The following is a 22913-nucleotide window of genomic DNA, read 5'->3' on the forward strand; positions in this document are numbered from 1 at the left end:
TCCCGATGAACATCCATGAATACCAGGCCAAGGCCGTGCTGAAGGAGTTCGGCCTGCCGATCTCCCGCGGCGTGGCGATCTTCGATCCGTCGGAGGCTGAGGCCGCCGCCAAGGAGCTCGGCGGCCCGGTCTGGGTCGTGAAGAGCCAGATCCACGCGGGCGGCCGCGGCAAGGGTACCTTCAAGGGCGCCCCCGAGGGCGCGAAGGGCGGGGTGCGGGTCACCAAGTCCATCGACGAGGTGAAGCAGTATGCCGGCGAGATGCTCGGCCAGACCCTGGTGACGATCCAGACCGGTCCGGCCGGCAAGCAGGTCAACCGCCTCTACATCGAGGAAGGCGCCCAGATCGCCGAGGAATTCTACCTCTCGATGCTGGTCGATCGCGCCACCGGCGGCGTCGCCTTCGTGGTCTCCACCGAGGGCGGCATGGATATCGAGGCGGTCGCCCACGACACGCCCGAGAAGATCCACACGATCCCGGTCGATCCGGCCACCGGCGTGATGCCCCACCACGGCCGCGCGGTCGCCAAGGCCCTCGGCCTCACCGGCGCCCAGGCCAAGGAAGCGGCCTCGCTCACCGAGAAGCTCTACACGGCGTTCGTGTCCAAGGACATGAGCATGCTGGAGATCAACCCGCTGGTGCTCACCGGCGACGGCCATCTCAAGTGCCTCGACGCCAAGATCTCGTTCGATTCGAACGCGCTCTACAAGCACGCCGACATCGTCGCGCTGCGGGACGAGACCGAGGAGGACGCCAAGGAGATCGAGGCGTCCAAGTACGACCTCGCGTACATCGCGCTGGACGGCACGATCGGCTGCATGGTCAACGGCGCCGGGCTGGCCATGGCGACGCTCGACATCATCAAGCTCTACGGCGAGAGCCCGGCCAACTTCCTGGATGTCGGCGGCGGCGCCTCCGAAGAGAAGGTCACGGCGGCGTTCAAGATCATCACCGCCGATCCGCAGGTGAAGGGGATCCTCGTCAACATCTTCGGCGGGATCATGAAGTGCGACGTCATCGCCCGCGGCGTCATCGCAGCCGTCAAGGCGGTGGGCCTGCAGGTGCCCCTGGTGGTTCGCCTCGAAGGCACCAACGTCGAAGAGGGCAAGGACATCATCCGAGGCTCCGGCCTCAACGTGATCCCGGCGGACGACCTCGACGACGCCGCCCAGAAGATCGTCGCCGCCGTGAAGGGAGCCTGATCATGTCGGTGATGATCGACGCGAACACCAAGGTCATTTGCCAGGGCTTTACCGGCAAGAACGGGACCTTCCACTCCGAGCAGGCTATCGCGTACGGGACCAAGATGGTCGGCGGCACGAGCCCCGGCAAAGGCGGCTCGACCCATCTCGGCCTGCCGGTCTTCGACACGGTGGCGGAGGCCCGCGAGGCCACCGGCGCCGACGCCTCGGTGGTCTACGTGCCGCCGCCCGGCGCAGCCGACGCGATCTGCGAGGCGATCGCCGCGGAGATCCCGCTGATCGTATGCATCACGGAAGGCATTCCGGTGCTCGACATGGTCAAGGTGAAGCGGGCGCTCACCGGCTCGAAGTCGCGCCTCGTCGGCCCGAACTGCCCCGGCATCGTCACCGCCGGCCAGTCGAAGATCGGCATCATGCCGGCCAACATCTTCCGCCAGGGCTCCGTCGGCATCGTGTCCCGCTCGGGCACCCTGACCTACGAGGCGGTGTTCCAGACCACGAATGCCGGCCTCGGCCAGACCACGGCCGTGGGCATCGGCGGCGATCCGGTGAAGGGCACCGAGTTCATCGACGTGCTGGAGCTGTTCCTGTCCGATCCGAAGACCGAGTCGATCGTGATGATCGGCGAGATCGGCGGCTCGGCCGAGGAGGAGGCCGCGCAGTTCCTGCGTGACGAGGCCAAGCGGGGCCGAAGCAAGCCGATGGTCGGCTTCATCGCCGGCCGCACGGCGCCTCCGGGCCGCCGCATGGGCCATGCCGGCGCGATCATCTCGGGCGGCAAGGGCGGCGCCGAGGACAAGATCGCCGCCATGGAGGCGGCCGGCATCCGCGTCTCGCCGTCGCCGGCCCGGCTCGGCTCGACGCTCGTCGAGGTCCTGAAGGGCTGAAGGCCGCGCGCCTGCGTCGCGGCCGGCGCGGGCGCACGACCCCCATATCGACGGGACGGGGCGGTCTCTCGCCCCGCGCCAGTTTCAGGGCGATCCGCCCCGCGAGCGGGTCGCCGGAGAGGCAGGGGAACCTGCCCGCGCGACAGGATGACCGGACCATGGCACGCCAGGACGTGAACGAAGCGCTCCTCGAAACCTCGTTCCTCTACGGCGCCAACGCCGCCTATATCGAGGAATTGCAGGCGGCCTATGCCCGCAACCCGGCCTCGGTCGATGCCGAGTGGCAGACCTTCTTCAAGGGCCTCGGCGAGGACGAGACCCTGGTCGAGAAGAACGCCGCCGGGGCCTCCTGGGAGAAGCCGAACTGGCCGGTGCCGCTGAACGGCGAGCTGGTCTCGGCGCTGGACGGCAACTGGGGCGCCCTCGAAAAGGCAATCGGCGACAAGATCGTCGCTCGGGACGCCAAGGAGCCCAAGCCCGGCAAGCCGGTCGACAGCGTCGCCGCCACCACGGGCGTCTCGGTGGAGCAGGCCGCCAAGGATTCGGTCCGGGCGATCATGCTGATCCGCTCCTACCGCATGCGCGGCCACCTGCACGCCAAGCTCGACCCGCTGGGCCTGGCCCCGCGCGGCGACCACGAGGAGTTGCACCCGCAGCATTACGGCTTCACCGAGGAATCCGATTGGGACCGCCCGATCTTCCTCGACAACGTGCTCGGCCTCCAGTTCGCGACTATCCGCGAGATCGTCGACATCCTGGAGCGGACTTACTGCCAGACGCTCGGCGTCGAGTTCATGCACATCTCCGATCCGGCCGAGAAGGCGTGGATCCAAGAGCGCATCGAGGGCAAGGACAAGGAGATCTCTTTTACTCCTGAAGGCCGCAGGGCCATCCTGAACAAGCTGATCGAGGCCGAGGGCTTCGAAAAATTCCTGGACCTCAAATACACCGGCACCAAGCGCTTCGGCCTCGACGGCAGCGAGTCGATGATCCCGGCGCTGGAGCAGATCATCAAGCGCGGCGGCGCGCTTGGCGTGCGTGAGATCGTGCTGGGCATGGCCCATCGCGGCCGGCTCAACGTGCTCACCAACGTCATGGCTAAGCCGTTCCGGGCGGTGTTTCACGAGTTCAAGGGCGGCTCCGCCTCCCCGGCCGAGGTCGAGGGCTCGGGCGACGTGAAGTACCACCTGGGCGCCTCCTCGGACCGCGCCTTCGACGGCAACAACGTCCACCTGTCGCTCACCGCCAACCCGTCCCACCTCGAGATCGTCGATCCCGTGGTGCTCGGTAAGGTCCGGGCCAAGCAGGACCAGTGGGCCAAGCCCCATATCCAGCGCTCCAGCGTGTTGCCGCTGCTGATCCACGGCGACGCCGCCTTCGCTGGCCAGGGCGTGGTCGCAGAGTGCTTCGGCCTGTCGGGCCTGAAGGGCCACCGCACCGGCGGCTCAGTGCACTTCATCATCAACAACCAGATCGGCTTCACCACCGACCCGCGGTTCTCGCGCTCCTCGCCCTATCCGTCGGATGTGGCGAAGATGGTCGAGGCGCCGATCTTCCACTGCAACGGCGACGACCCGGAGGCGGTGACCTTCGCGGCCAAGGTGGCGGTCGAGTATCGGCAGAAGTTCGGCAAGCCGGTCGTGATCGACATGCTCTGCTACCGCCGCTTCGGCCACAACGAGGGCGACGAGCCGGCCTTCACCCAGCCGAAGATGTACCAGCGGATCCGCAAGCATCCGTCGGTGCTGGAGACCTACGGCCGCAAGCTCGTCGAGAACGGCACCCTCGACCAGGAGGCGCTGGACGCTCGCAAGTCCGAGTTCCGCCAGGTCCTCGACAGCGAGCTCGATGTCGCGACCAACTACAAGGCCAACAAGGCAGACTGGCTCGACGGCCGCTGGGCCGGCTTCAAGGCTGTGCATGAGGATGTCGACGACCCGCGTCGCGGTCGCACCGCGGTGCCGGCCGAGACCCTGCAGGAGATCGGCCGCAAGATCACCCAGGCGCCGCCCGGCTTCCACCTGCACCGCACGATCCAGCGGTTCATGGACAACCGCGCCAAGGCGGTCGAGACCGGCGCCGGCATCGACTGGGCGACCGCCGAGGCCCTGGCCTTCGGGGCGACCCTGCTCGACGGCAACCGGGTCCGGCTCTCCGGCCAGGATGTCGAGCGCGGCACCTTCTCGCAGCGCCACGCGGTGGTGATCGACCAGGAGAACGAGCAGCGCTTCACGCCGCTCAATGCCATCCGCGAGGGCCAGGCCTCAATCGAGATCGTCAACTCGATGCTCTCGGAAGAAGCGGTGCTCGGCTTCGAGTACGGCTACTCGCTGGCCGAGCCGAACGCTCTGGTTCTGTGGGAGGCCCAGTTCGGCGACTTCGCCAACGGCGCGCAGGTGGTGGTCGACCAGTTCATCGCCTCGGGCGAGCGCAAGTGGCTGCGCATGTCCGGCCTCGTGCTGCTGCTGCCGCACGGCTACGAGGGCCAGGGTCCGGAGCACTCCTCGGCCCGCCTGGAGCGCTACCTCCAGGCCTGCGCCGAGGACAACATGCAGGTGGCCAACGTCACCACGCCGGCCAACTACTTCCACATCCTGCGCCGGCAGCTGAAGCGAGACTTCCGCAAGCCGCTGGTGCTGATGACGCCGAAGTCGCTGCTGCGCCACAAGCGGGCGGTCTCGACGCTCGACGCTCTGGCCGAGGGGTCGACCTTCCACCGCGTCCTCTGGGACGATGCCGAGGAGGAGGGCGCCCCCAACAAGCTGGTGCGCGACGACAAGATCCGCCGCGTCGTGCTCTGCTCGGGCAAGGTCTACTACGACCTGCTGGAGGAGCGGGAGAAGCGCGGTCTCAACGACGTCTACCTGATGCGCGTCGAGCAACTCTACCCGTTCCCGCTCAAGGCACTCGCCACCGAGATGGGCCGGTTCCGCAACGCCGACGTGATCTGGTGCCAGGAGGAGCCCAAGAATATGGGCGCCTGGTCCTTCGTCGAGCCCTATCTCGAATGGGTGCTCGGCCAAGCCGGCTCCGCGGTGAAGCGCGCCCGCTATGTCGGCCGCCCGGCCTCCGCGTCCACGGCTGTCGGTCAGATGTCGAAGCACCAGGCCCAGCTCCAGGCGTTCCTCAACGAGGCGCTGGCGGTCTGATCTTTTTGGACTTGGCGGCGGCCTTCCAGGCCGCCGCTGCCACTTTCCAGGCCGTCCGGCACGGCCCAACCGATCCGGAAGTGCACATCAACATGGCTACCGACATCCTCGTCCCGACGCTCGGTGAATCCGTGAGCGAGGCCACGATCGGCCGCTGGTTCAAGAAGCCCGGCGACACGGTCGCGGCCGACGAGCCGATCGTCGAGCTCGAGACCGACAAGGTCACCCTGGAGGTCAACGCTCCGGCGGCCGGCCAGCTCGGCGAGATCCTCGCCAAGGACGGCGAGACCGTCGAGCCGGGCGCGCTGCTCGGCTCGATCGTCGAGGCCGGCTCCGCGGCCGCCGGCGGCAAGAAGGCCACCGCCAAGGAGGCCCCGAAGGAGGCTGCCGAGACCAAGGCCGAAAGCCGCAGCGAGGCGCCCAAGTCTGCCCCGTCCGCGAAGGCCGAGGCGCCGGCCCAGGAATCCTCCGCGGGCTACGGCAATCACGGCGACGCGGGCGCCCCCGCGTCCCAGCAGCGCCCGACCGGCGATAACGGCCCGGCGGTGGCCAAGCTCGCCCGGGAGAGCGGCGTCGACCCGTCCGGCATCAACGGCTCCGGCAAGGACGGCCGCGTCACCAAGGGCGACATGCTCGGCGCGATCTCGAAGGGCCCGGCTCCGGCCGCCGCCCCCGCCAAGGAGGCCCGCCCGACCCTGCCGCGCGCCCCCTCGGCGCCTGACGATGCCGCGCGCGAGGAGCGCGTGCGCATGACGAAGCTGCGCCAGACCATCGCGCGCCGGCTCAAGGACGCGCAGGACACCGCCGCGATGCTGACGACGTTCAACGACGTCGACATGTCGGCCGTGATGGCGCTGCGCAGCCAGTACAAGGACATTTTCGAGAAGAAGCACGGCACCAAGCTCGGCTTCATGGGCTTCTTCACCAAGGCGGTGATCGGCGCCCTCAAGGACGTGCCGGCGGTCAATGCCGAGATCGACGGGCAGGACCTCGTCTACAAGAACTACTACCATATCGGCATCGCGGTCGGCACCGATAAGGGCTTGGTCGTGCCGGTGGTGCGCGATGCCGACGACCTGTCGATCGCGGGCATCGAGAAGACCATCGCCGGCTTCGGCAAGAAGGCCCGCGACGGCAAGCTGTCCATCGAGGACATGCAGGGCGGCACCTTCACGATCACCAACGGCGGCATCTACGGCTCGCTGATGTCGACCCCGATCCTCAACGCCCCGCAATCGGGCATCCTCGGCATGCACCGCATCGAGGAGCGCCCGGTGGTCCGGGCCGGCAAGATCGAGGCGCGGCCGATGATGTATCTCGCGCTGTCATACGATCACCGGATCGTCGACGGTAAGGAGGCCGTGACCTTCCTGGTGCGGGTGAAGGAGGCGCTGGAGGATCCGGCCCGGCTCGTGCTGGATCTGTGATCAGCGCAGCAGTGGAATGATATCGGCATCGATCGGAAAGATTCTCTGATCGATGCCGACCATCGCTATCGTCGAAGGCATTCGGATCACGATCTATCTCAACGATCACCTTCCGCCGCATCTGCACGCATTCTTTGCAGGCGAGGAGGCGAAGCTTTCGATCGTTACGGGCGAAGTCCTCAGCGGGGCTTTGCCGCGTGCGAAACTCAAAACCATCCGCGCGTGGCTGGCTGCCAATCGCGAACAGGTTTCCTATGTTTGGCGAGAGATCCGGGCCGGTCGCTACAGCGGAGGAATGATCGAATGACGACGCATCGGATCGCCTCCGTGGAGCCTCTCCAGTATCCGACACTCCGCGTGACGTTCGACGACGGCGTCAGTGGCATCCTCGACCTGTCGGACCTGATTGCCGAAGGCGCCATCTTCGCCCCGCTGAAGGACGAAGCCTATTTTCGGACGGTGGCTGTCGGTGAAGGCGGCCGGACCTTCGGCTGGAATCTCGAAGCCGTCGGGCAGGAGATCGATCTCTGCCCCGACGCGACGCGGATCCGGATCGAGACCCAGATCGTCGAGGGTCTCGCGAGCCGATACGAATCCGCCCCGTCCGCAGCCGCATGAGTGAGCCCATGAACGGATCAAGCGTCGCCATCGTCACCGGCGGAAGCCGCGGCATCGGGCGGGCGGTGTCGCTGCTCCTGGCCGAGCGCGGCTACGCGATCTGCCTGAGCTACGTCTCCGACTCGGCCGCGGCCCAGGCGGTGGTGGATGCGATCACCGCAAAGGGCGGCAAGGCGCTGGCGGTCCGCAGCGATGTCGGCGACGAGGCCGACGTGATCGCCCTGTTCCAGGCTGCCGACAAGCTCGGCCGGCTCGCGGCGCTCGTCAACAATGCCGGCGTGGTCGACCTGAAATCGGACGTCGCCGACATGAGCGCGGCCCGGCTCCAGCGGATGATGAACACCAACGTGGTCGGCAGCTTCCTGTGCGCCCGCGAGGCGGTGCGGCGGATGTCGACCAAGCGCGGCGGGGCCGGGGGCGTCATCGTCAACCTGTCCTCGGTGGCGGCCCGCCTCGGCGGTCCCGGCCAGTTTGTCGATTACGCCGCCTCGAAGGGCGCGATCGACTCGCTCACCATCGGCCTCGCCCGCGAGGTGGCCGGGGAGGGCATCCGCGTCAACGCGGTGGCGCCCGGGATCATCGCCACCGAGATCCATGCCAGCGGCGGCGAGCCCGACCGGGTCGAGCGCCTCGGGCCCGGCGTGCCGATGGGCCGCGCCGGCACCGCCGAGGAGGTGGCCGCGCCGATCGCGTGGCTGCTCTCCGAGGAGGCTTCCTACACCACGGGCGCCATCCTCGACGTCGGCGGCGGCCGCTGACCCCACCTTTTCCAACTCCCTTCTCTCCGACCGCCCCAGGCGGCATGACCGACCGGAAGCGAACGCCCATGTCCTACGATCTCGTCGTCATCGGCACCGGCCCCGGCGGCTATGTCTGCGCGATCCGCGCGGCGCAGCTCGGCCTGCGGACCGCCGTGGTCGAGAAGCGCGCGACCCACGGCGGCACCTGCCTCAATGTCGGCTGCATCCCGTCGAAGGCGCTGCTCCACGCCTCCGAAGCCTTCGAGGAGGCGACCAAGCACTTCGCCGATCTCGGCATCGAGGTGAGCGGCGTGAAGCTCGATCTCAAGAAGATGATGGGCTTCAAGGCCGAGGGCGTGGCCGGGAACACCAAGGGCGTCGAGTTCCTGCTCAAAAAGAACAAGGTCGACACCTTCCATGGCACCGGCAAAATCGCGGGGGCCGGCCGGGTCGAAGTCGTGTCCGAGGATGGCGGCAACCAGATGCTCGAGACCAAGAGCATCGTCATCGCCACCGGCTCCGACGTGACCCGCCTGCCGGGCGTGACCATCGACGAGAAGGTCGTGGTTTCCTCCACCGGCGCCCTGGAGCTCGACCGGGTGCCGAAGAAGCTCCTGGTGATCGGCGCTGGCGTGATCGGGTTGGAGCTCGGCTCGGTCTGGCGCCGGCTCGGCGCCGAGGTCATCGTGGTAGAATATCTCGATCGCGTGCTGCCCGGCATGGACGGCGAGGTCGGCAAGCAGTTCCAGCGGATCCTGACCAAGCAGGGCATCCAGTTCAAGCTGTCCACCAAGGTCACCGGCGTCGAGGTCGGCAAGAAGGGGGCAAACGTTACCGTGGAGCCGGCCGCGGGCGGCGAGGCGGAGAGCCTGCAGGCGGATGTGGTCCTCGTGGCGATTGGCCGGGTGCCCTACACGGAGGGTCTCGGCCTCGACACGGTGGGCGTGCAGCGCGACGACAAGGGCCGGATCCTCACAGACGCCCACTACGCCACCAACGTCACCGGCATCTACGCGATCGGCGACGTGATCGCCGGCCCAATGCTCGCCCACAAGGCCGAGGATGAGGGCGTCGCGTTGGCCGAGACGCTGGCCGGCCAGTCCGGGCACGTCAATTACGGGGTGATCCCGAACGTGGTCTACACCTTCCCGGAGGTGGCCTCCGTCGGCAAGACCGAGGAGGAGCTGACCAAGGACGGCATCGCCTACAACGCCGGCAAGTTCCCGTTCACGGCCAACGGTCGCGCCAAGGCGAACGGCACCACGGACGGCTTCGTGAAGGTGCTGGCCGACGCCCAGACCGACCGGGTGCTCGGCGTGCACATCGTCGGGGCGGATGCCGGCAACCTCATCGCCGAGGTCGCGGTGGCGATGGAGTTCGGCGCCTCCTCCGAGGACATCGCGCGCACCTGCCACGCGCACCCGACGCTCACCGAGGCGGTCAAGGAAGCGGCGCTCGCCGTGTCCAAGCGCGCCATCCACGTCTGATCGGCACCACCCGGCGCGGGATCAGGCGATCTTGCGCCGGGTGCTCGGCAGGTCGGCGATCCGCAGGAGCGCGCTCGGCGCCGGCGGGGCGGTGAGCGCATTCAGGAGATACGGCCGGCGCAGGCCCAGCGCGTTGTGCAGCGCCAGGTCGATGTCTCTGGCGTAGAACGGCATCCGCAGCACCGCATCGACCCCGAAATAGCGCCCGGCCTGGGCGACCGGCTCCAGGTCCGATGTGGTCAGCAGGGTGATCCGGGTCGGAAGGCCGAGGGGTTGGATCTGGCAGGCGAGTTCCAACCCTTCGATGCCGCCGAGCTTCACGTCGAGGAAGGCGAAATCGTAGGTGCCGAGTTCGAGCTGCTTCAGGGCGTGGCGGCCGCAATTGGTCTCTTCGAGCTGGATCGCGAAGCCGCTGCGGGCCACCACCCGGCTGATCGCCGTGCGCCCGGCGGGCGATGAGCAGGCGAGCAGCGCCCGGGTCGGGGTGCGGCGGCGGGCATCGGCGTGCAGGAGCTGCTCAATATGGCCCGGATCGAGGGGCGTCTTCAGCACCTCGTAGGCGCCGAGGCTCTGGGCGATCTCCTGCCAATGCGCCAGCACGCGGGTGGCAACCAGGACCAGGCAGGGCGGCTCGGCGCCGGCCCGGCGCGCCACCGCGACCGCCTCGGGCCCGCTCAGGTCTTCGAGCTGGAGACCCACGAAGGCGAGGCTGGGGCGTTTTTGGAGAAGGATGTCGCACAAGGCCTGGCCCGACACGGCCTCGTCGATCACGGCCTGGGGGTCGAAGCGCTCGACGATCGTCCTCAGGGCGGTGCGACGCCCGGCATCGCGATCCGCGATCACGACGCGCGCTGGCGACCTCGCCTCATCAAGCTTCATGGCCATGTCCCGGCAATCGCATCCCCCGATCCGGAGAATGCGTGCAGAGGATGACGAAGCTCTTAAAAGGCGATCCAATAAGCCGATATAGGCGATAGTCTGCTCAATTTATCCCTGAAAACAGCTTCTAGCACTGGTATCTCCTGGCTGGATTAGCGGCCGGCTCTTGGATGGGCCGCCGTATAGGCGCTCATGAGCCGGGCGGCGTCGACCTGGGTGTAGAGCTGCGTGGTCGACAGGGAGGCGTGGCCGAGCAGTTCCTGGATCGCCCGCAGTTCCCCCTGGCGGGCAAGCAGATGCGTCGCGAAGGAGTGGCGCAGGGCATGCGGCGTCGCGCTCTCGGGCAAGCCAAGGGCGCCTCGGGCCCGGGCCACGGTGTACTGGATGATGCGCGGGGAGAGCGGGCCGCCGCGGGCACCGACGAAGAGCGGCCCCTCCGGCGGCAGCGGCAGCGGGCAGGCGGCGATGTAATCGGCCACCGCCCGCGCCACCACAGGCAGGATCGGCACCATGCGCTGCTTGCCACCCTTGCCGAGCACCGTGACCTGATCGCTTCCCGGAAGCGGCGCGTCGCGCCGGGTGAGGCCCAGGGCCTCAGATATGCGCAAGCCCGCGCCGTAGAGGAGCGCCAGCACCGCGGCGTCCCGGGCCAGGATCCAGGGCTCGCGCTCCTCGCCGGCCCGGATGGCGGTGTCGGTGAGCGCCACCGCGGCGGCGACGGACAGCGGCCGGGGCAGGCGCCGCGGGACCTTGGGCGCCCGGACGCCGCCGAGCGCCGAGACGCTGCCGTAGCCCTCGCGCTCCAGGAAGCGCCCGAACGAGCGCAACCCAGCCAGCATCCGCATCAGCGAGCGCCCGGACACCTCGTCGGCCCGGCGCGCGGCCATGAAGGCGCGGATGTCGCGCACCTTGAGTCCCACCAGCATCGGGATGGTGGGAATGCCCTGGCGCGACGCGAGGTGGACCAGGAACTGACGCAGGTCCCGGCTGTAGGCCTCGACGGTGTTGGGCGACATCCGCCGCTCCCGCGCGAGTCCGTCGGCCCAGGCATGGACCGCCTCGCGCAGGCGCGAATCGCCCGGAATCAGGATCAGGTCGTCGGCCGTCTCGCGCGCGCTCATGGCCCCACTCGACCGCTTTTTCGTTGTCGGGGGCTTAACACCTCGCCGCGCGGCCGCTCAGTTCAAGATCCCGTCCTTGCCCTGGAAGCCGGCGAGTGGCGCGGTCAGGACGCAGCGCAGGCCGGTCTCCCGGTATTCCAGGGCGACGTCGCCGGCCACCGTGCCCGCGAAGGCGCGCTCGATCAGGCGGGTGCCAAAACCCTTGCGCGAGGGCGGGACCACCGGGGGCCCGCCGGATTCGGCCCAGCTGAGCCGGAGCTGCGGGCCGTCCGCCAGGGCCTCGATCTGCCAAGTGACGCCGACATGCCCGGCCGCCGCCGAGAGGGCGCCGAACTTCGCCGCGTTGGTCGCCAGCTCGTGGATCATCAGCGCCAGGGCGAGGGCCGCCTTCGGGCCGATATCGATGGTCGGCCCCTCGATGCGGAGGCGGCCGGCCCGGGCATTGTCGTGGAGCGCCAGCGCGCCGCGGATCACCGCCTCCATGCCGGCCCGCTCGGCATTGTTGGCGAGCAGGATGTCGTGAGCCTTCCCCAGCGCCAGCAGGCGCTGCAGCAGGGCGTCGCGGGCAGAGGCGACGTCGGGGGCGTCGCGAAGCGTCTGCGAGGCGATCGCCTGAACCATCGCCAGGGTGTTCTTGAGCCGGTGGCTCAGTTCCTGGCTGAGCATCTCCCGATGGGCGTCGGCCTCGGCCTGCTGGGTGGCGTCGAGCATCACGCCGGTTATCCGGGTGGCGGTGCCGTCGGCGGTGCGGACGATGATCGCCCGGTTGAGGACCGTGGCATAAGTCCCGTCCGCCCGGCGGAAACGGTACCGCTCGCTCCAGCGGAGCGACGCGTCCGCGATGGCGGCGAGGACGCTGCGGCGGACGCGGTCGCCATCCTCCGGGTGGATATGCGCGTACCACCAGTCGGTGCTCGGCTCGATCTCCGCCGGCCGGTAGCCGTAGAGCGCGGACAGCCCCTCGTCCCAGTGGATCCGGCCCGTCTGGGGGCTCCAGTCCCAGATCAGGTCGGTGGTCGCCCGGGACGAGAGCCGGTAGCGCTCCTCCGAGATCGCCAGGGCGTCGCGGGCGAGGCGCTCGGCCGCCAGGGCCGCCTCCCGCTCCCGGACCGCGCGGCGCAGGTCGAGCTGGGCCATCACCTGCTGCGCCAGCGCTCGGAGGGCAAAGGCCTGGTCCGGCCTCAACCCGTCCGGCCGGGGCTCCGTATCGATCACGCACAGGGTCCCGAACGGGATGCCGTCTTCGGTCCGGAGCACCGCGCCGGCATAGAACCGGATGAACGGCGCTCCCGTCACCAGGGTGTTGCCGCGGGTACGCGGGTCGGCCGTGAGATCGGGGATCACCATCAGCCCGTCCGCGGAGTCCAACGCGTGGACGCAGACCGATTGGCTGAGGGGCGTCTCGCAGGCCGGGAAGCCGCGCCGGGCCTTGAACCATTGCCGGTCGGCCGCGACGAGGCTGACGAGGCCCACCGGCACCGCGCAGATCTGCGTCGCCAGCGTGACGATGTCGTCGAAGGCCGGCTCGCGCGGCGTATCGAGGATGCCGTAGCTGTGGAGGACCTGGAGGCGGGCGGTCTCGATCGGGTCTGACATGGCCGGAGGCGGAAGATCGGGCGGCGGGGGCCGGAAAGAGCACGCGGAGGCGATCGGGATCGGTCTTAGCCCATCTTGGGCGTATGAGCATCTTGCCTTTCCGGCTCATCCCATCAGGTGACGCCTATTCAACCGGTTTGTCCGGCGGCGCTCGCCCGATATTGCTCCCCGTCCCAAGCTCGTCCGATGACGCTTCTCGCCTATGCCGGTGCCGCCCTCGCGGAGATCGCCGGATGCTTCGCGTTCTGGTCCTGGCTCCGGCTCGGCCGCTCCGCCTGGTGGGCACTGCCGGGGATCGCCTCGCTGGCGGCCTTCGCCTTCCTGCTGACGCTGGTGGACAGCCCGGCGGCGGGGCGCGCCTTCGCGGCCTATGGCGGGGTCTACGTCGTCGCCTCGGTGCTGTGGCTGTGGCTCGCGGAAGGGCAGCGGCCCGACCGGTGGGACCTCGCGGGCAGCGCGGTCTGCCTGGCCGGCACGGCGATCATCCTGCTCGGACGGCGGGGGTGAGGCGGCCTCACCGCCCCAGCGTGTAGAACTCGTCGTTCGGCCGCAGGTCGGCAACGCTGGCAAGGCGGTTCGACAGGGCGAACAGGGCGGTGATCGCCGCGATGTCCCAGATGTCGTCCTGGGTGAAGCCGTGGCCCGCCAGCACCGTATGGTCCTCGGACTCGACCCTGTGGGCTTCCTGCGCGACCTTCAGGGCGAAAACCAGCATCGCGCGCTGGCGCGGGGTGATGTCGGCCTTGGCGTAGGCGACGGCGACCTGGTCGGCCAGAAGCGGGTTCTTGGCCCGGACCCGCAGGATCGCGCCATGGGCGATCACGCAGTAGAGGCAGTTATTGGCCGCGCTGGTGGCGACCACGATCATCTCGCGCTCGGCCTTGGTGAGGCCGCCGGGCTTGTCCATGAGCGCGTCGTGATAGGCCATGAAGGCACGGAATTCGTCCGGGCGATGCGCCAGCGCCAGGAAGATGTTGGGCACGAAGCCCGCCTTCTCCTGCACCAAGGCGATCCGGGCGCGCAGGTCGTCGGGCATCTCGGACAGCTTCGGCACCGGGAAGCGGCTGATCGGCCTGTCCGCGCTCATGGTCCTGCTCCCGTCATCCCGCGCCCTTGGTGAAACCGGGCGTTCACGATACGTACGGCACGCTCGGGTCGATCGTCGAGAGCCTTCGGACTGCGACGACGCACGAGCATAACCCTGGAGCGTCATGAGCAGCATCGTCCGCATCCTGGGGATCGATCCGGGTCTCCGCCGCACCGGCTGGGGCCTTATCACCGCGCAGGGCAGCAAGCTGACCTACGGCGATTGCGGGGTCGTGACCTCGGACGGCGACCTGCCATTGGCCCTGCGCTTGCGCGAGCTGTTCGAAGGGATCGGCCGCATCGTCGACGCGCAGAAGCCCGACGAGGTCGCCGTGGAGGAGACCTTCGTCAACAAGGACGCCCAGGCGACGCTCAAGCTCGGCCATGCCCGGGCCATGGCGCTGGTGGTGCCGGCGTTGGCCGGGCTGCCGGTGTTCGAATACGCCGCCAACCTGATCAAGAAGACCGTGGCGGGCTCCGGCCATGCCGAGAAGGTCCAGATCCAGGCGATGGTGCGCTTCCTGCTGCCCAAGGCCGAGTTCCGGGTCGCGGACGCCGCCGACGCGCTGGCCATCGCGATCACCCATGCCAGCCACCGCGACGCGCATGCCCTGCGCAAGACGCATCTGCCGGAGGGCAAGAAGCGCAGCCTCACCGGGCAGGCCGCGGCGGGCCAGGGGCTCGCCGGAAAGGGCTTCTCGGCCGCCGCTGCCGCACGCATCGAGGCCGCCCTGGCGAAGCAGGTCTGATCGGACAGGATTTTTCAGGAAACTTGGTGGGGGAAGTAGGACTCGAACCTACGAAGCTTACGCAGCGGATTTACAGTCCGCCCCCTTTGCCGCTCGGGACATTCCCCCAAGGCGGGTTTTTCACCCGCGGCGCCCTTATGGTGAGGGGCTGGCCGGGTGTCAACGCTTGTCGTGGCTCGATCCGCAGCCTGTGACCTTCGGAGAGTCCGCTTCCTCCGCAGAGAAGGGGGCCTGTGCCGCAGACACTTCGAACGAATCGCGTCGGTTGCGCGAAGAAAAGGCGAACATCGACGGGGTCCGGGGGATTCACAAAGGAATCGGGATCGGCCACGGTGGGCGGATGTCGCCCTGCTTCGCCGGCCATTGACCCGTCCCGCCCCGTCCCTGCGGTCCCACCAGCGTACGTTGATGGCCCTCGTGGCGGCCATGGCGAGCGGGGAGGCAGGGCATGTCCAAAAAATTCTGGCGGCGGTGACGCCGGGGGGCGGCAAGTCGCTGCTGCCGGTGATCGCCGCGCACACGCTGATCGCGGCGGGCCGGGTCGAGCGCGTGGTCTGGGTGGTGCCGCGGGATTCCCTGCGTCTCCAGGCGGAGGAAGCCTTCGCCGACCCGCTCTGGCGCGCGGGCTTCGGGCATGGGCTCAGCGTGCGCGCCGCCGACAACGAGCGCGATCCGGCCCGCGGGCTCTCCGGATACGTCACCACCTATCAGGCGGTCGCCGCCGCCCCGGCGCTGCATCTCGCCGAGGCGCGGGCGCACCGCACCCTGCTAGTCGTCGACGAGGTCCATCACCTGCCGGTCCCGGGGCGTCCGGGGGCGGACGACGCCTCTGCCGAGGAGGAGGCCGAGGCCGGGGCGTGGTCCCGGGCGATGCTGCCGGTGATGGAGGCGGCCGAGATCGGCCTGTTCCTGTCCGGCACCCTGGAGCGGGCCGACGGCCGGCGCATCCTCGGCCTGCCCTACCGGCCGTCCGCCCTCGGCAGAGGTCCCGAACTCGACCTCGACGCGCCGGGGCTGGCGGTGATCGGCTATTCCCGGTCGCAGGCCTTGGCCGAGCGGGCGGTGCTGCCGGTCACCTTCGGGGCGATCGATGGCGAGGCGAGTTGGCTCGAAGGCGGCCAAATCGCCGGCGACAGCCCCCGGGTCGGGCCGCACCGGCTGGGCGCCGGATCGGTCCGGGTCACCACCCGGCCGGCCCTGTTCACCGCCCTGCGCACCGGTTTCGCCCGGGATCTTTTGAGCGAATCCTTCTTCGCGACCAAACGCCTGCGCGCCCGGCGCCGGGTCGAACTCGGCCTGCCCCCCGGCCAGATGGCCCGGGGCCTCGGCAAGCTCCTCGTGGTCGCACCGGACCAGGCGAGCGCCCGCACTTACCTGACGACCCTGCGCAGCTGGATGCCGGCCCAGCAGGGGGAGCGGGACGTTCGTCTGGCGACCTCCGGCCAGGGCGACGCCCACGCGGCCCTGGCGGCCTTCCGCCTGACCGCGGAGCCGGCCGTGCTGGTGACGGTGGCGATGGCCTATGAGGGACTCGACGCCCCCGAGGTCGCCGTGGTGGCGGCTTTGACCCATATCCGCTCCCGTCCGTGGCTGGAGCAGATGCTCGCCCGGGCCACCCGGGTCGATCCCCATGCCGGCCCCTACGAAAACCAGCAGGCGCTGGTCTTCCATCCGGACGACCCGCTCTTCGCCCGCTTCCGTCTGGAGCTGGAGACCGAGCAGGGCAGCAGCGTCCGACCGAAGCGCGAGCGGCCGGCGACCGCCATCGTCCCGGAGCGGACCCCGTGGCGCGACGAGGATCCCGGGGGGATCACGCCGCTGGAGAGCAACGCGATCGGCCTGCGCTACGCGCTGCTCCGCCCGCGGCTCGCCGAGCCCGCACCCGTGGCCCCGGCGCCGGAGCCGCCGTCGGTCACCGAGCGGACCTTGCGCCAGCGTCTCGCGGTGGCGGTGGCGAGCCAGGCCGTGGAGGACGAGGCGTCGCTGCGGGTGCCCCGGGGCGGCAACCTCGCGCATCGCTACAACGCCGTGCTCAAGCGCGTGCTCGGCAAGGGCCGCGCGACCATGACCCTGCCCGAGTTGGAAGCGGCGCTCGCCTGGCTTGAACGCAACCGACTCTCGGACCATCTCGACCGCCTCGACGGCGATGCCCGCTACGCGTGGTCCGCCCGCCAGCGCCGCGGCCGCTGGCAGCCGGAGCGCGCCGCCGGGCGCTGACCCGTCGCGGATCGGAGAAGCGCGCGATGACCGAGACCCTGCCGGATGCCTTCGCGGCGACCCTGACCGAGCCCGAGCCGCCCGCGGCCTGGCCGGCGCCACGCGCCGCTCTGTGGTGGCTCGCCAAGCACGCGACCGAGACCGCGGACGCCACCTGGGCGCGGGCGCATGCCCTGGTCCAGGACGCGTCCGAGCCCGACGCCGCCTGGGTGCACGCGCATCTGCACCGCATCGAGGGCGATGACGGCAATGCCCGCTACTGGTATGGCCGCGCTGGCCGCACCGTGCCGCGCGGCACGCTCGCCGAGGAGCGGGCGGCCCTGATCGCCGCCCTGGCGAGCGCCGGCTGAACGCTGCGGTGTCCGACCCGAATCGATCCCCGCCGGGCGACCGCCATGACGGCAGGATCCATCATTACACAAACAGACTATGCGCCACGGGCCTAAATTTAATATCTGCGTGACATGCCGGTCATATCCGACGCGGCAAGATTGATTTTACACTGCGTCCGCAAATCGATATTGGGGGCCGCGGCCCCTTTCTCGCCCCTGAAAATTGAGAAGCCTGTGCGTTTCCCTTCGCCTACGTGGTCTTCGATATCCTACGGCGGCGAAATTTGATCCAGGCTGGGCCCGTCGATTTCGGATCACAAGGAACGTGCTGGTCATCGTGATGAGCTTGAGCTGTTTAGTCTGCAGTGTCGGTCTGGCGGGTCTTTCGCTGCGCCACCCCGCGCGCGCGGTTGTCCTGGAGCGCTGGAGCGGAATCTGCCTCGTGCTCGGCCTGTCCCTGCTCGGGATCGGGCTGTACGGCGCCCGCGTCTAACCCCGAGCAAGCCGATTCTCGGAACGCCTTGGCCGACAACCGGTTGACAGGCCGCCCGGCGCGCAGGTCGGGCCTCGATTATCGGAGCGGACCTATGAGCCTCCTCGGCAGCATCGTCGGCAAGATCCTTCATCCGTTCGGCGGCGGTACCGCGGACGCCGCGCCCTCGTCCCCGTCAAGCTCCGGCGGCTCGGCCGGCTCGAGCACCCCCTCGGCCTCCGGCGGCGCCAGCGGCGGCGAGCCCGTAGACGTGGAGGCCGTGCTCACCGGCCTCGCCGAGAAGAACCCGCAGAAGCTCGACTGGCGCCACTCGATCGTGGACCTGATGAAGCTGCTCGGCCTCGAGTCGAGCCTGGCGGAGCGCAAGCAGCTCGCCGACGAGCTTCACTACACCGGCGACAAGGACGACTCGGCCTCGATGAACATCTGGCTGCACAAGCAGGTGATGAAGAAGCTCGCCGAGAACGGCGGCAAGGTGCCGGAAGACCTGAAGAACTGAGCGCTCGACGGCCCGGCGCACGATCGCGCCGGGCCTTCCTGGTTCAGCGCCCGGTGCGGACCCGGGTCCAGAGCCGGGTCACGTAGCGCTGGGTGCGGTCGTCCCAGGCGGTGTTGATCGACAGCCGCTGCATCGTCGCCTCGTCCGGGTAGATGCCGGGATTGCTCAGGATCTCGGGCTTCACGAACTTCTTCGCCGCGAGATTGCCGCTGGCATAGGCCACGAAGTTGGTGTTGGCCGCCGCCACCTCGGGCCGCAGCATGTAGTCGATGAAGGCCAGGGCTTCGGCCGGGTGGGCGGCATCCTTCGGGATCGCGAAGGTGTCGAACCACATCAGCGCGCCTTCTTTCGGCACGACATAGGCGATCTCGATCCCGTTCTTGGCCTCCTCGGCCCGGCGCTTGGCCTGCAGCACGTCGCCGGAATAGCCCACCGCCACGCAGATATCGCCGTTGGCCAGCGCCTGGATGTATTCCGAGGCGTGGAACTTCCGCACGCTGCCCCGGACCTTGTAGAGCGCGTCGGTCACCAGGGTCAGGTCGTCCCAGCGCTTGGAATCGGCCTTGGCCCCGAAGACCGGCAGCATGCTGGGGATCAGGTCCTCGGGAGAATCGAGCATCATGATCCCGCAATCCTTGAGCTTGTTCGCGGAAGCCGGATTGAGGACGGTGGTCCAGGAATTCAGCACCGCGTTGGCGCCCAGCCGCTCGCGGACGGCGGCGACATTGTAGCCGATGCCGGTGGTGCCCCACATGTAATCGACCGCGAACGCATTGCCGGGGTCGTACACGGCGAGCCGACCAGAGATCTCCGGCCAGAGGTTGCCGAGATTCTTCAGCTTCGTCTTGTCCAGGGGCAGGAAGGCGCCGGCCCGGATCAGCCGCTGCAGATAGGGTCCCGACGGCACGACGATGTCATAGCCCGACCGGCCGGCCAGCAGCTTGGTCTCCAGGATCTCATTGTTGTCGTAGGTGTCGTAGACGACCTTGATCCCGGTCTCCTGGGTGAAGGCATCGAGCACCTTCGGGTCGATGTAATCCGACCAGTTGTAGATGTTGACGACCCGCTCTTCCGCGGCGCGCCCAGGTAGGGCGAGGCCGAGGAGGGCTGCGAGCAGCATCCCGGCCGCTACACCAAAGCCGATCCGCACACGCGAGCGGCGCCGGACCGGTCGTTCGACGCGAGCCATCCCGGCCCCGCTCAAGCCTGCGTCGCGGCGACGACCACGATCTCGACCAGATATTGCGGATCACACAGCCGCGCCTCGACGGTGGCGCGCGTCGGCGGGTGCTCCTGGGACACCCAGGCATCCCAGGCGGCGTTCATCTCGGCGAAATGACCGATATCGGCGAGATACACGGTCGCCGACAGGATGTGGTCCTTGTCGCTGCCGGCGACGGCGAGCAGTCGGTCGATCTGCACCAGGATGTTCTGGGTCTGGGCGGTGACCCCGGTGCCGACCGGATCGGACGCCACCTGGCCGGCGAGGTAGATGGTGTTGCCGTGGATGGCGCCCTGCGACATGCGCGATCCGGGTTCGATCCGTTCGATGGTCATTCCAGTCTCCAGCCGGCGAAAGTCGGTATCTGCCGCGGCACCGGGCCGGAGGTAAAGGGCGACGCGCCTACGCGCCGCGGGAACCGGAGGAAAAACCTTCTCGTCCTCGTGTATGTGCGAGCAACCGTGGCCGACCGCCGTGCGTTCATACGGCATCGCTTGTCACGCCTTGGGGTTCGTCATGGGTATTCTCTGGACCATCATCATCGGGTTCCTCGCCGGAATCATCGCCAAGTTCCTCATGCCCGGACCGAACGAGCCGTCGGGCTTCATTTTGACGACCATTCTCGGCATCGTCGGCGCCTTCGTGGCGACCTTCATCGGCCAGGCGGTCGGCTGGTACGGACCGAACCAGGGCGCAGGCTTCATCGGCGCCATCGTGGGCGCCGTGGTGGTGCTGTTCATCTACGGCATGATCGCCGGCCGTCGCAGCACGACCATCTGACCGATTTCCATCTTCCGAAACGAGAAGGGGCGCCCCGCGGGCGCCCCTTTTTTTATGGCTTGATGGTCGGCCGAACCGTCAGAAATGATCCGCCGCCGCCTTCACGGCGCAGTGGCCCGTGGCACCGCGCACCGCCAGACCGACGCCGACGACCAGCGCCAGCAGGCTGAGGACCTTGTTCGGCCGGGGCTGCGCGGCCGCTGCGGCGATCCCGAGGCCCAGGGCCACCGACACCGCCCGCTCGGTGGTGGTGAGGTTCGGCTGCCCGCTGAAGATGTCGTGGATCATATCGTTGGCCATGAAAGCTTTCCCGCTGTGAGGTCGCGGTGCGAACGCAGGCGCGGGACGGGCGTTCCAACCCTCTCGCACGGTGGAGGCGTGCAGGCTGCGCAGGCGACACCCATGGCGCTTGCTGCCGCAAGGGCGCGACCGACCGCGCGGCGGTGAAAACGCGGTCTCGTCAGGTCCTACCGGACAAGGGCAAGCCGAGGCTCCGGCTCCGAGGATTTGGGCCCGGCGTACGAAAAAGGCGCGGCCCCAAGGGACCGCGCCTCTCATCTCAGACCCGCACCGGCCGAAGCCGGCGCGGATCAGTCCCAAAAATCACTCGCCGGCGGATTCGCGGCGGCGCTCGCCGCGGTGGCGGCCGCCATTGTCCTCGCGCCGGGGCTCGCCGTCCCGGTCGCTGCGGCCGCTCGAATCCCGCTCGGCCTTCACCTTCTCGGTGATGTCCTCGCCGGTCTGCTGGTCGACGACGCGCATGGACAGGCGGATCTTGCCGCGGTCGTCCTGGCCGAGGAACTTCACCTTGACCTTGTCGCCTTCCTTGACGACGTCCGTCACCTTGGCGACCCGCTGGGCGGCGAGCTCCGAGATGTGGACGAGACCGTCCTTGGCGCCGAAAAAGTTCACGAAGGCGCCGAACTCCATGCACTTCACGATCGTGCCGTCGTAGATCATGCCGGTCTCGGGCTCGGCGACGATCGAGCGGATCCAGTTATAGGCCGCCTTGATCGCCTTGCCGTCGGCCGAGGCGATCTTCACGATGCCGGTGTCCTCGATGTTGATCTTGGCGCCGGTCTTCTCGACGATCTCGCGGATCACCTTGCCGCCGGTGCCGATCACGTCGCGGATCTTGTCGGTCGGGATCTGCATCGTCTCGATGCGCGGGGCGTACTCGCCGAGCTCCGGACGGGCGGCGGTGAGCGCCTTGGACATCTCGTTGAGGATGTGGGCGCGCCCGTCCTTCGCCTGGTCGAGGGCGACCCGCATGATCTCCTCGGTGATGCCGGCGATCTTGATGTCCATCTGGAGCGAGGTCACGCCCTCGTCCGTGCCGGCCACCTTGAAGTCCATGTCGCCGAGGTGATCCTCGTCGCCCAGGATGTCGGACAGGACCGCGAAGCGCTCACCCTCGAGGATGAGGCCCATGGCGATGCCGGCCACCGGACGGCGCAGGGGCACGCCGGCATCCATCAGCGACAGCGAGCCGCCGCAGACCGAGGCCATCGAGGACGAGCCGTTGGACTCGGTGATCTCGGACACGACGCGGATCGTGTACGGGAACTCGTGGGCCGGCGGCAGCACCGGGCGGATCGCCCGCCACGCCAGCTTACCGTGGCCGATCTCGCGGCGGCCCGGGGAGCCCATGCGGCCCGTCTCACCCACCGAATAGGGAGGGAAGTTGTAGTGGAGCAGGAAACGCTCCTTGTAGGTGCCGTCGAGCGAGTCGATGAACTGCTCGTCCTCGCCCGTGCCCAGCGTGGCGACCACGAGGGCCTGGGTCTCACCGCGGGTGAACAGCGACGAGCCGTGGGCGCGGGGCAGAACGCCGACCTCGGAGACGATCGGGCGGACCGTCTTCAGGTCGCGGCCGTCGATGCGCGAGCCGGTGTCGAGCACGTTCCAGCGCACGACCTTGGACTGCGCCTCCTTGAAGGCGGCCTTGACCTTCTCGGCCGGGAATTTTTCCGCGCCCTCGGGGCACAGGGCGGCCATCACCTTCGCCTTCACGGCGTCGACGGCGGCGTAGCGCTCCTGCTTGACCGTCTTGGTGTAGGCAGCGCGCAGCTCGGTCTCGCAGACCTCCAGCACGGCCTTCTCGACGTCGGCGTTCTCGGGGGCCCGGAAGTCGCGCGGCTCCTTGGCGGCCTTCTCGGCCAAGCGGATGATCGCCTCGATCACCGGCTGGAAATGCTTGTGGCCGAACATCACGGCGCCGAGCATCACGTCCTCGGAGAGCTCCTTGGCCTCCGACTCGACCATCAGCACGGCGTCCTGGGTGCCGGCGACGACGAGGTCCAGGCTCGACTCTTCCTTGGTCTCGGTGACCAGCGGGTTCAGCCGGTAGCCGCCGTTGATGTAACCGACGCGGGCGGCGCCGATCGGGCCCATGAACGGCACGCCCGACAGGGTCAGGGCGGCAGAGG

At 68.8% G+C, this 22913-nt stretch carries 23 protein-coding genes and 1 tRNA gene; 15 read left to right on the top strand and 9 right to left on the bottom strand.

Annotation, left to right across the window (positions count from 1 at the left end; genetic code table 11):
• Positions 1 to 5 precede the first annotated feature (5 nt).
• The 8 genes from sucC to lpdA all read left to right on the top strand — a co-directional run bounded on the left by sucC (position 6) and on the right by lpdA (position 9510).
• Entirely contained in the window at positions 6 to 1202 is a 1197-nt protein-coding gene (gene sucC / locus BM228_RS14685; RefSeq protein ID WP_092041743.1) for an ADP-forming succinate--CoA ligase subunit beta, read from the top strand.
• Between the two features lie 2 nt (positions 1203 to 1204).
• Complete coding sequence (gene sucD / locus BM228_RS14690) at positions 1205 to 2089, top strand: succinate--CoA ligase subunit alpha (protein ID WP_092041746.1); 885 nt, start codon at positions 1205 to 1207, stop codon at positions 2087 to 2089.
• 158 nt (positions 2090 to 2247) lie between these two features.
• Entirely contained in the window at positions 2248 to 5238 is a 2991-nt protein-coding gene (locus BM228_RS14695; protein WP_092041749.1) for a 2-oxoglutarate dehydrogenase E1 component, read from the top strand.
• Positions 5239 to 5330: 92 nt separating this feature from the next.
• Entirely contained in the window at positions 5331 to 6665 is a 1335-nt protein-coding gene (odhB, locus tag BM228_RS14700) for a 2-oxoglutarate dehydrogenase complex dihydrolipoyllysine-residue succinyltransferase (RefSeq protein WP_092041820.1), read from the top strand.
• A gap of 52 nt (positions 6666 to 6717) precedes the next feature.
• The gene (locus BM228_RS14705) at positions 6718 to 6972 is read left to right on the top strand and encodes a DUF4160 domain-containing protein (protein WP_092041751.1); all 255 of its coding nucleotides are present in this window, start codon (positions 6718 to 6720) and stop codon (positions 6970 to 6972) included.
• Positions 6969 to 7283 carry a DUF2442 domain-containing protein gene (locus BM228_RS14710; RefSeq protein WP_092041753.1) on the top strand — a complete coding sequence of 105 codons (315 nt, stop codon included), beginning with the start codon at positions 6969 to 6971 and terminating at the stop codon, positions 7281 to 7283. The genes BM228_RS14705 and BM228_RS14710 overlap by 4 nt, the downstream gene beginning before the upstream one ends.
• 8 nt (positions 7284 to 7291) lie before the next feature.
• Positions 7292 to 8041 carry an SDR family oxidoreductase gene (locus BM228_RS14715; RefSeq protein ID WP_092041755.1) on the top strand — a complete coding sequence of 250 codons (750 nt, stop codon included), beginning with the start codon at positions 7292 to 7294 and terminating at the stop codon, positions 8039 to 8041.
• 68 nt (positions 8042 to 8109) lie between these two features.
• Positions 8110 to 9510 (top strand): dihydrolipoyl dehydrogenase, encoded by a 1401-nt coding sequence (gene lpdA, locus BM228_RS14720; protein ID WP_092041757.1) that lies wholly within the window; start codon positions 8110 to 8112, stop codon positions 9508 to 9510.
• A 21-nt stretch (positions 9511 to 9531) separates the two neighbouring features.
• On the opposite strand, the gene BM228_RS14725 is transcribed toward lpdA, so the two are convergent.
• The 3 genes from BM228_RS14725 to BM228_RS14735 form a co-directional block, all read right to left on the bottom strand.
• Positions 9532 to 10389 carry a response regulator gene (locus BM228_RS14725; protein ID WP_092041822.1) on the bottom strand — a complete coding sequence of 286 codons (858 nt, stop codon included), beginning with the start codon at positions 10387 to 10389 and terminating at the stop codon, positions 9532 to 9534.
• Positions 10390 to 10541: 152 nt separating this feature from the next.
• Complete coding sequence (locus tag BM228_RS14730; RefSeq protein WP_092041759.1) at positions 10542 to 11510, bottom strand: tyrosine recombinase XerC; 969 nt, start codon at positions 11508 to 11510, stop codon at positions 10542 to 10544.
• A 57-nt stretch (positions 11511 to 11567) separates the two neighbouring features.
• Entirely contained in the window at positions 11568 to 13106 is a 1539-nt protein-coding gene (locus BM228_RS14735) for a PAS domain-containing protein (protein WP_092041762.1), read from the bottom strand.
• Between the two features lie 186 nt (positions 13107 to 13292).
• On the opposite strand from BM228_RS14735, the gene BM228_RS14740 reads away from it, so the two are divergent.
• A complete protein-coding gene (locus tag BM228_RS14740) occupies positions 13293 to 13613 on the top strand; it encodes a YnfA family protein (protein ID WP_092041764.1) in 321 nt (106 codons plus the stop codon).
• 7 nt (positions 13614 to 13620) lie between these two features.
• On the opposite strand, the gene BM228_RS14745 is transcribed toward BM228_RS14740, so the two are convergent.
• The gene (locus tag BM228_RS14745) at positions 13621 to 14193 is read right to left on the bottom strand and encodes a peroxidase-related enzyme (RefSeq protein ID WP_092041767.1); all 573 of its coding nucleotides are present in this window, start codon (positions 14191 to 14193) and stop codon (positions 13621 to 13623) included.
• Between the two features lie 124 nt (positions 14194 to 14317).
• Between BM228_RS14745 and ruvC the strand changes: the two genes are divergently transcribed.
• The gene (gene ruvC / locus BM228_RS14750; RefSeq protein WP_092041768.1) at positions 14318 to 14941 is read left to right on the top strand and encodes a crossover junction endodeoxyribonuclease RuvC; all 624 of its coding nucleotides are present in this window, start codon (positions 14318 to 14320) and stop codon (positions 14939 to 14941) included.
• A 24-nt stretch (positions 14942 to 14965) separates the two neighbouring features.
• Here ruvC and BM228_RS14755 read toward each other — a convergent pair.
• Positions 14966 to 15049, bottom strand: a tRNA-Tyr gene (locus BM228_RS14755).
• 255 nt (positions 15050 to 15304) lie between these two features.
• Here BM228_RS14755 and BM228_RS14760 point away from each other — a divergent pair.
• The 4 genes from BM228_RS14760 (at position 15305) to BM228_RS14770 (ending at position 18482) form a co-directional block, all read left to right on the top strand.
• Positions 15305 to 17158 (top strand): DEAD/DEAH box helicase, encoded by a 1854-nt coding sequence (locus BM228_RS14760; RefSeq protein WP_092041771.1) that lies wholly within the window; start codon positions 15305 to 15307, stop codon positions 17156 to 17158.
• 26 nt (positions 17159 to 17184) lie between these two features.
• Complete coding sequence (locus tag BM228_RS14765) at positions 17185 to 17508, top strand: hypothetical protein (RefSeq protein WP_092041824.1); 324 nt, start codon at positions 17185 to 17187, stop codon at positions 17506 to 17508.
• Between the two features lie 307 nt (positions 17509 to 17815).
• Positions 17816 to 17983, top strand: a complete 168-nt coding sequence (locus tag BM228_RS34685; RefSeq protein WP_167367732.1) for a hypothetical protein — start codon at positions 17816 to 17818, stop codon at positions 17981 to 17983.
• A 94-nt stretch (positions 17984 to 18077) separates the two neighbouring features.
• Positions 18078 to 18482, top strand: a complete 405-nt coding sequence (locus BM228_RS14770; protein ID WP_092041773.1) for a DUF3597 domain-containing protein — start codon at positions 18078 to 18080, stop codon at positions 18480 to 18482.
• A 43-nt stretch (positions 18483 to 18525) separates the two neighbouring features.
• Here BM228_RS14770 and BM228_RS14775 read toward each other — a convergent pair whose 3' ends face one another.
• Positions 18526 to 19602, bottom strand: a complete 1077-nt coding sequence (locus tag BM228_RS14775; protein WP_092041776.1) for a polyamine ABC transporter substrate-binding protein — start codon at positions 19600 to 19602, stop codon at positions 18526 to 18528.
• Between the two features lie 80 nt (positions 19603 to 19682).
• Positions 19683 to 20039, bottom strand: a complete 357-nt coding sequence (locus BM228_RS14780; RefSeq protein WP_092041778.1) for a RidA family protein — start codon at positions 20037 to 20039, stop codon at positions 19683 to 19685.
• Positions 20040 to 20220: 181 nt separating this feature from the next.
• Between BM228_RS14780 and BM228_RS14785 the strand changes: the two genes are divergently transcribed.
• Positions 20221 to 20484 (top strand): GlsB/YeaQ/YmgE family stress response membrane protein, encoded by a 264-nt coding sequence (locus BM228_RS14785; RefSeq protein WP_092041826.1) that lies wholly within the window; start codon positions 20221 to 20223, stop codon positions 20482 to 20484.
• A 78-nt stretch (positions 20485 to 20562) separates the two neighbouring features.
• Here BM228_RS14785 and BM228_RS14790 read toward each other — a convergent pair whose 3' ends face one another.
• Both BM228_RS14790 and pnp read right to left on the bottom strand, forming a co-directional pair.
• The gene (locus BM228_RS14790) at positions 20563 to 20784 is read right to left on the bottom strand and encodes a YgaP-like transmembrane domain (RefSeq protein WP_092041781.1); all 222 of its coding nucleotides are present in this window, start codon (positions 20782 to 20784) and stop codon (positions 20563 to 20565) included.
• Positions 20785 to 21087: 303 nt separating this feature from the next.
• A partial coding sequence (gene pnp, locus BM228_RS14795) for a polyribonucleotide nucleotidyltransferase (RefSeq protein WP_092041829.1) occupies positions 21088 to 22913 on the bottom strand: 1826 nt, incomplete at its 5' end.

The sequence above is a fragment of the Methylobacterium pseudosasicola genome (genome assembly GCF_900114535.1).
GTDB lineage: Bacteria > Pseudomonadota > Alphaproteobacteria > Rhizobiales > Beijerinckiaceae > Methylobacterium > Methylobacterium pseudosasicola.

Bases quoted from the DNA above. Each gene is read 5' to 3' on its own strand.
- sucC (WP_092041743.1), top strand. From the start codon at position 6: ATGAACATCCATGAATACCAGGCCAAGGCCGTGCTGAAGGAGTTCGGC.
- sucD (WP_092041746.1), top strand. From the start codon at position 1,205: ATGTCGGTGATGATCGACGCGAACACCAAGGTCATTTGCCAGGGCTTT.
- BM228_RS14695 (WP_092041749.1), top strand. From the start codon at position 2,248: ATGGCACGCCAGGACGTGAACGAAGCGCTCCTCGAAACCTCGTTCCTC.
- odhB (WP_092041820.1), top strand. From the start codon at position 5,331: ATGGCTACCGACATCCTCGTCCCGACGCTCGGTGAATCCGTGAGCGAG.
- BM228_RS14705 (WP_092041751.1), top strand. From the start codon at position 6,718: ATGCCGACCATCGCTATCGTCGAAGGCATTCGGATCACGATCTATCTC.
- BM228_RS14710 (WP_092041753.1), top strand. From the start codon at position 6,969: ATGACGACGCATCGGATCGCCTCCGTGGAGCCTCTCCAGTATCCGACA.
- BM228_RS14715 (WP_092041755.1), top strand. From the start codon at position 7,292: ATGAACGGATCAAGCGTCGCCATCGTCACCGGCGGAAGCCGCGGCATC.
- lpdA (WP_092041757.1), top strand. From the start codon at position 8,110: ATGTCCTACGATCTCGTCGTCATCGGCACCGGCCCCGGCGGCTATGTC.
- BM228_RS14725 (WP_092041822.1), bottom strand. From the start codon at position 10,389: ATGAAGCTTGATGAGGCGAGGTCGCCAGCGCGCGTCGTGATCGCGGAT.
- BM228_RS14730 (WP_092041759.1), bottom strand. From the start codon at position 11,510: ATGAGCGCGCGCGAGACGGCCGACGACCTGATCCTGATTCCGGGCGAT.
- BM228_RS14735 (WP_092041762.1), bottom strand. From the start codon at position 13,106: ATGTCAGACCCGATCGAGACCGCCCGCCTCCAGGTCCTCCACAGCTAC.
- BM228_RS14740 (WP_092041764.1), top strand. From the start codon at position 13,293: ATGACGCTTCTCGCCTATGCCGGTGCCGCCCTCGCGGAGATCGCCGGA.
- BM228_RS14745 (WP_092041767.1), bottom strand. From the start codon at position 14,193: ATGAGCGCGGACAGGCCGATCAGCCGCTTCCCGGTGCCGAAGCTGTCC.
- ruvC (WP_092041768.1), top strand. From the start codon at position 14,318: ATGAGCAGCATCGTCCGCATCCTGGGGATCGATCCGGGTCTCCGCCGC.
- BM228_RS14765 (WP_092041824.1), top strand. From the start codon at position 17,185: ATGACCGAGACCCTGCCGGATGCCTTCGCGGCGACCCTGACCGAGCCC.
- BM228_RS14770 (WP_092041773.1), top strand. From the start codon at position 18,078: ATGAGCCTCCTCGGCAGCATCGTCGGCAAGATCCTTCATCCGTTCGGC.
- BM228_RS14775 (WP_092041776.1), bottom strand. From the start codon at position 19,602: ATGCTGCTCGCAGCCCTCCTCGGCCTCGCCCTACCTGGGCGCGCCGCG.
- BM228_RS14780 (WP_092041778.1), bottom strand. From the start codon at position 20,039: ATGACCATCGAACGGATCGAACCCGGATCGCGCATGTCGCAGGGCGCC.
- BM228_RS14785 (WP_092041826.1), top strand. From the start codon at position 20,221: ATGGGTATTCTCTGGACCATCATCATCGGGTTCCTCGCCGGAATCATC.
- BM228_RS14790 (WP_092041781.1), bottom strand. From the start codon at position 20,784: ATGGCCAACGATATGATCCACGACATCTTCAGCGGGCAGCCGAACCTC.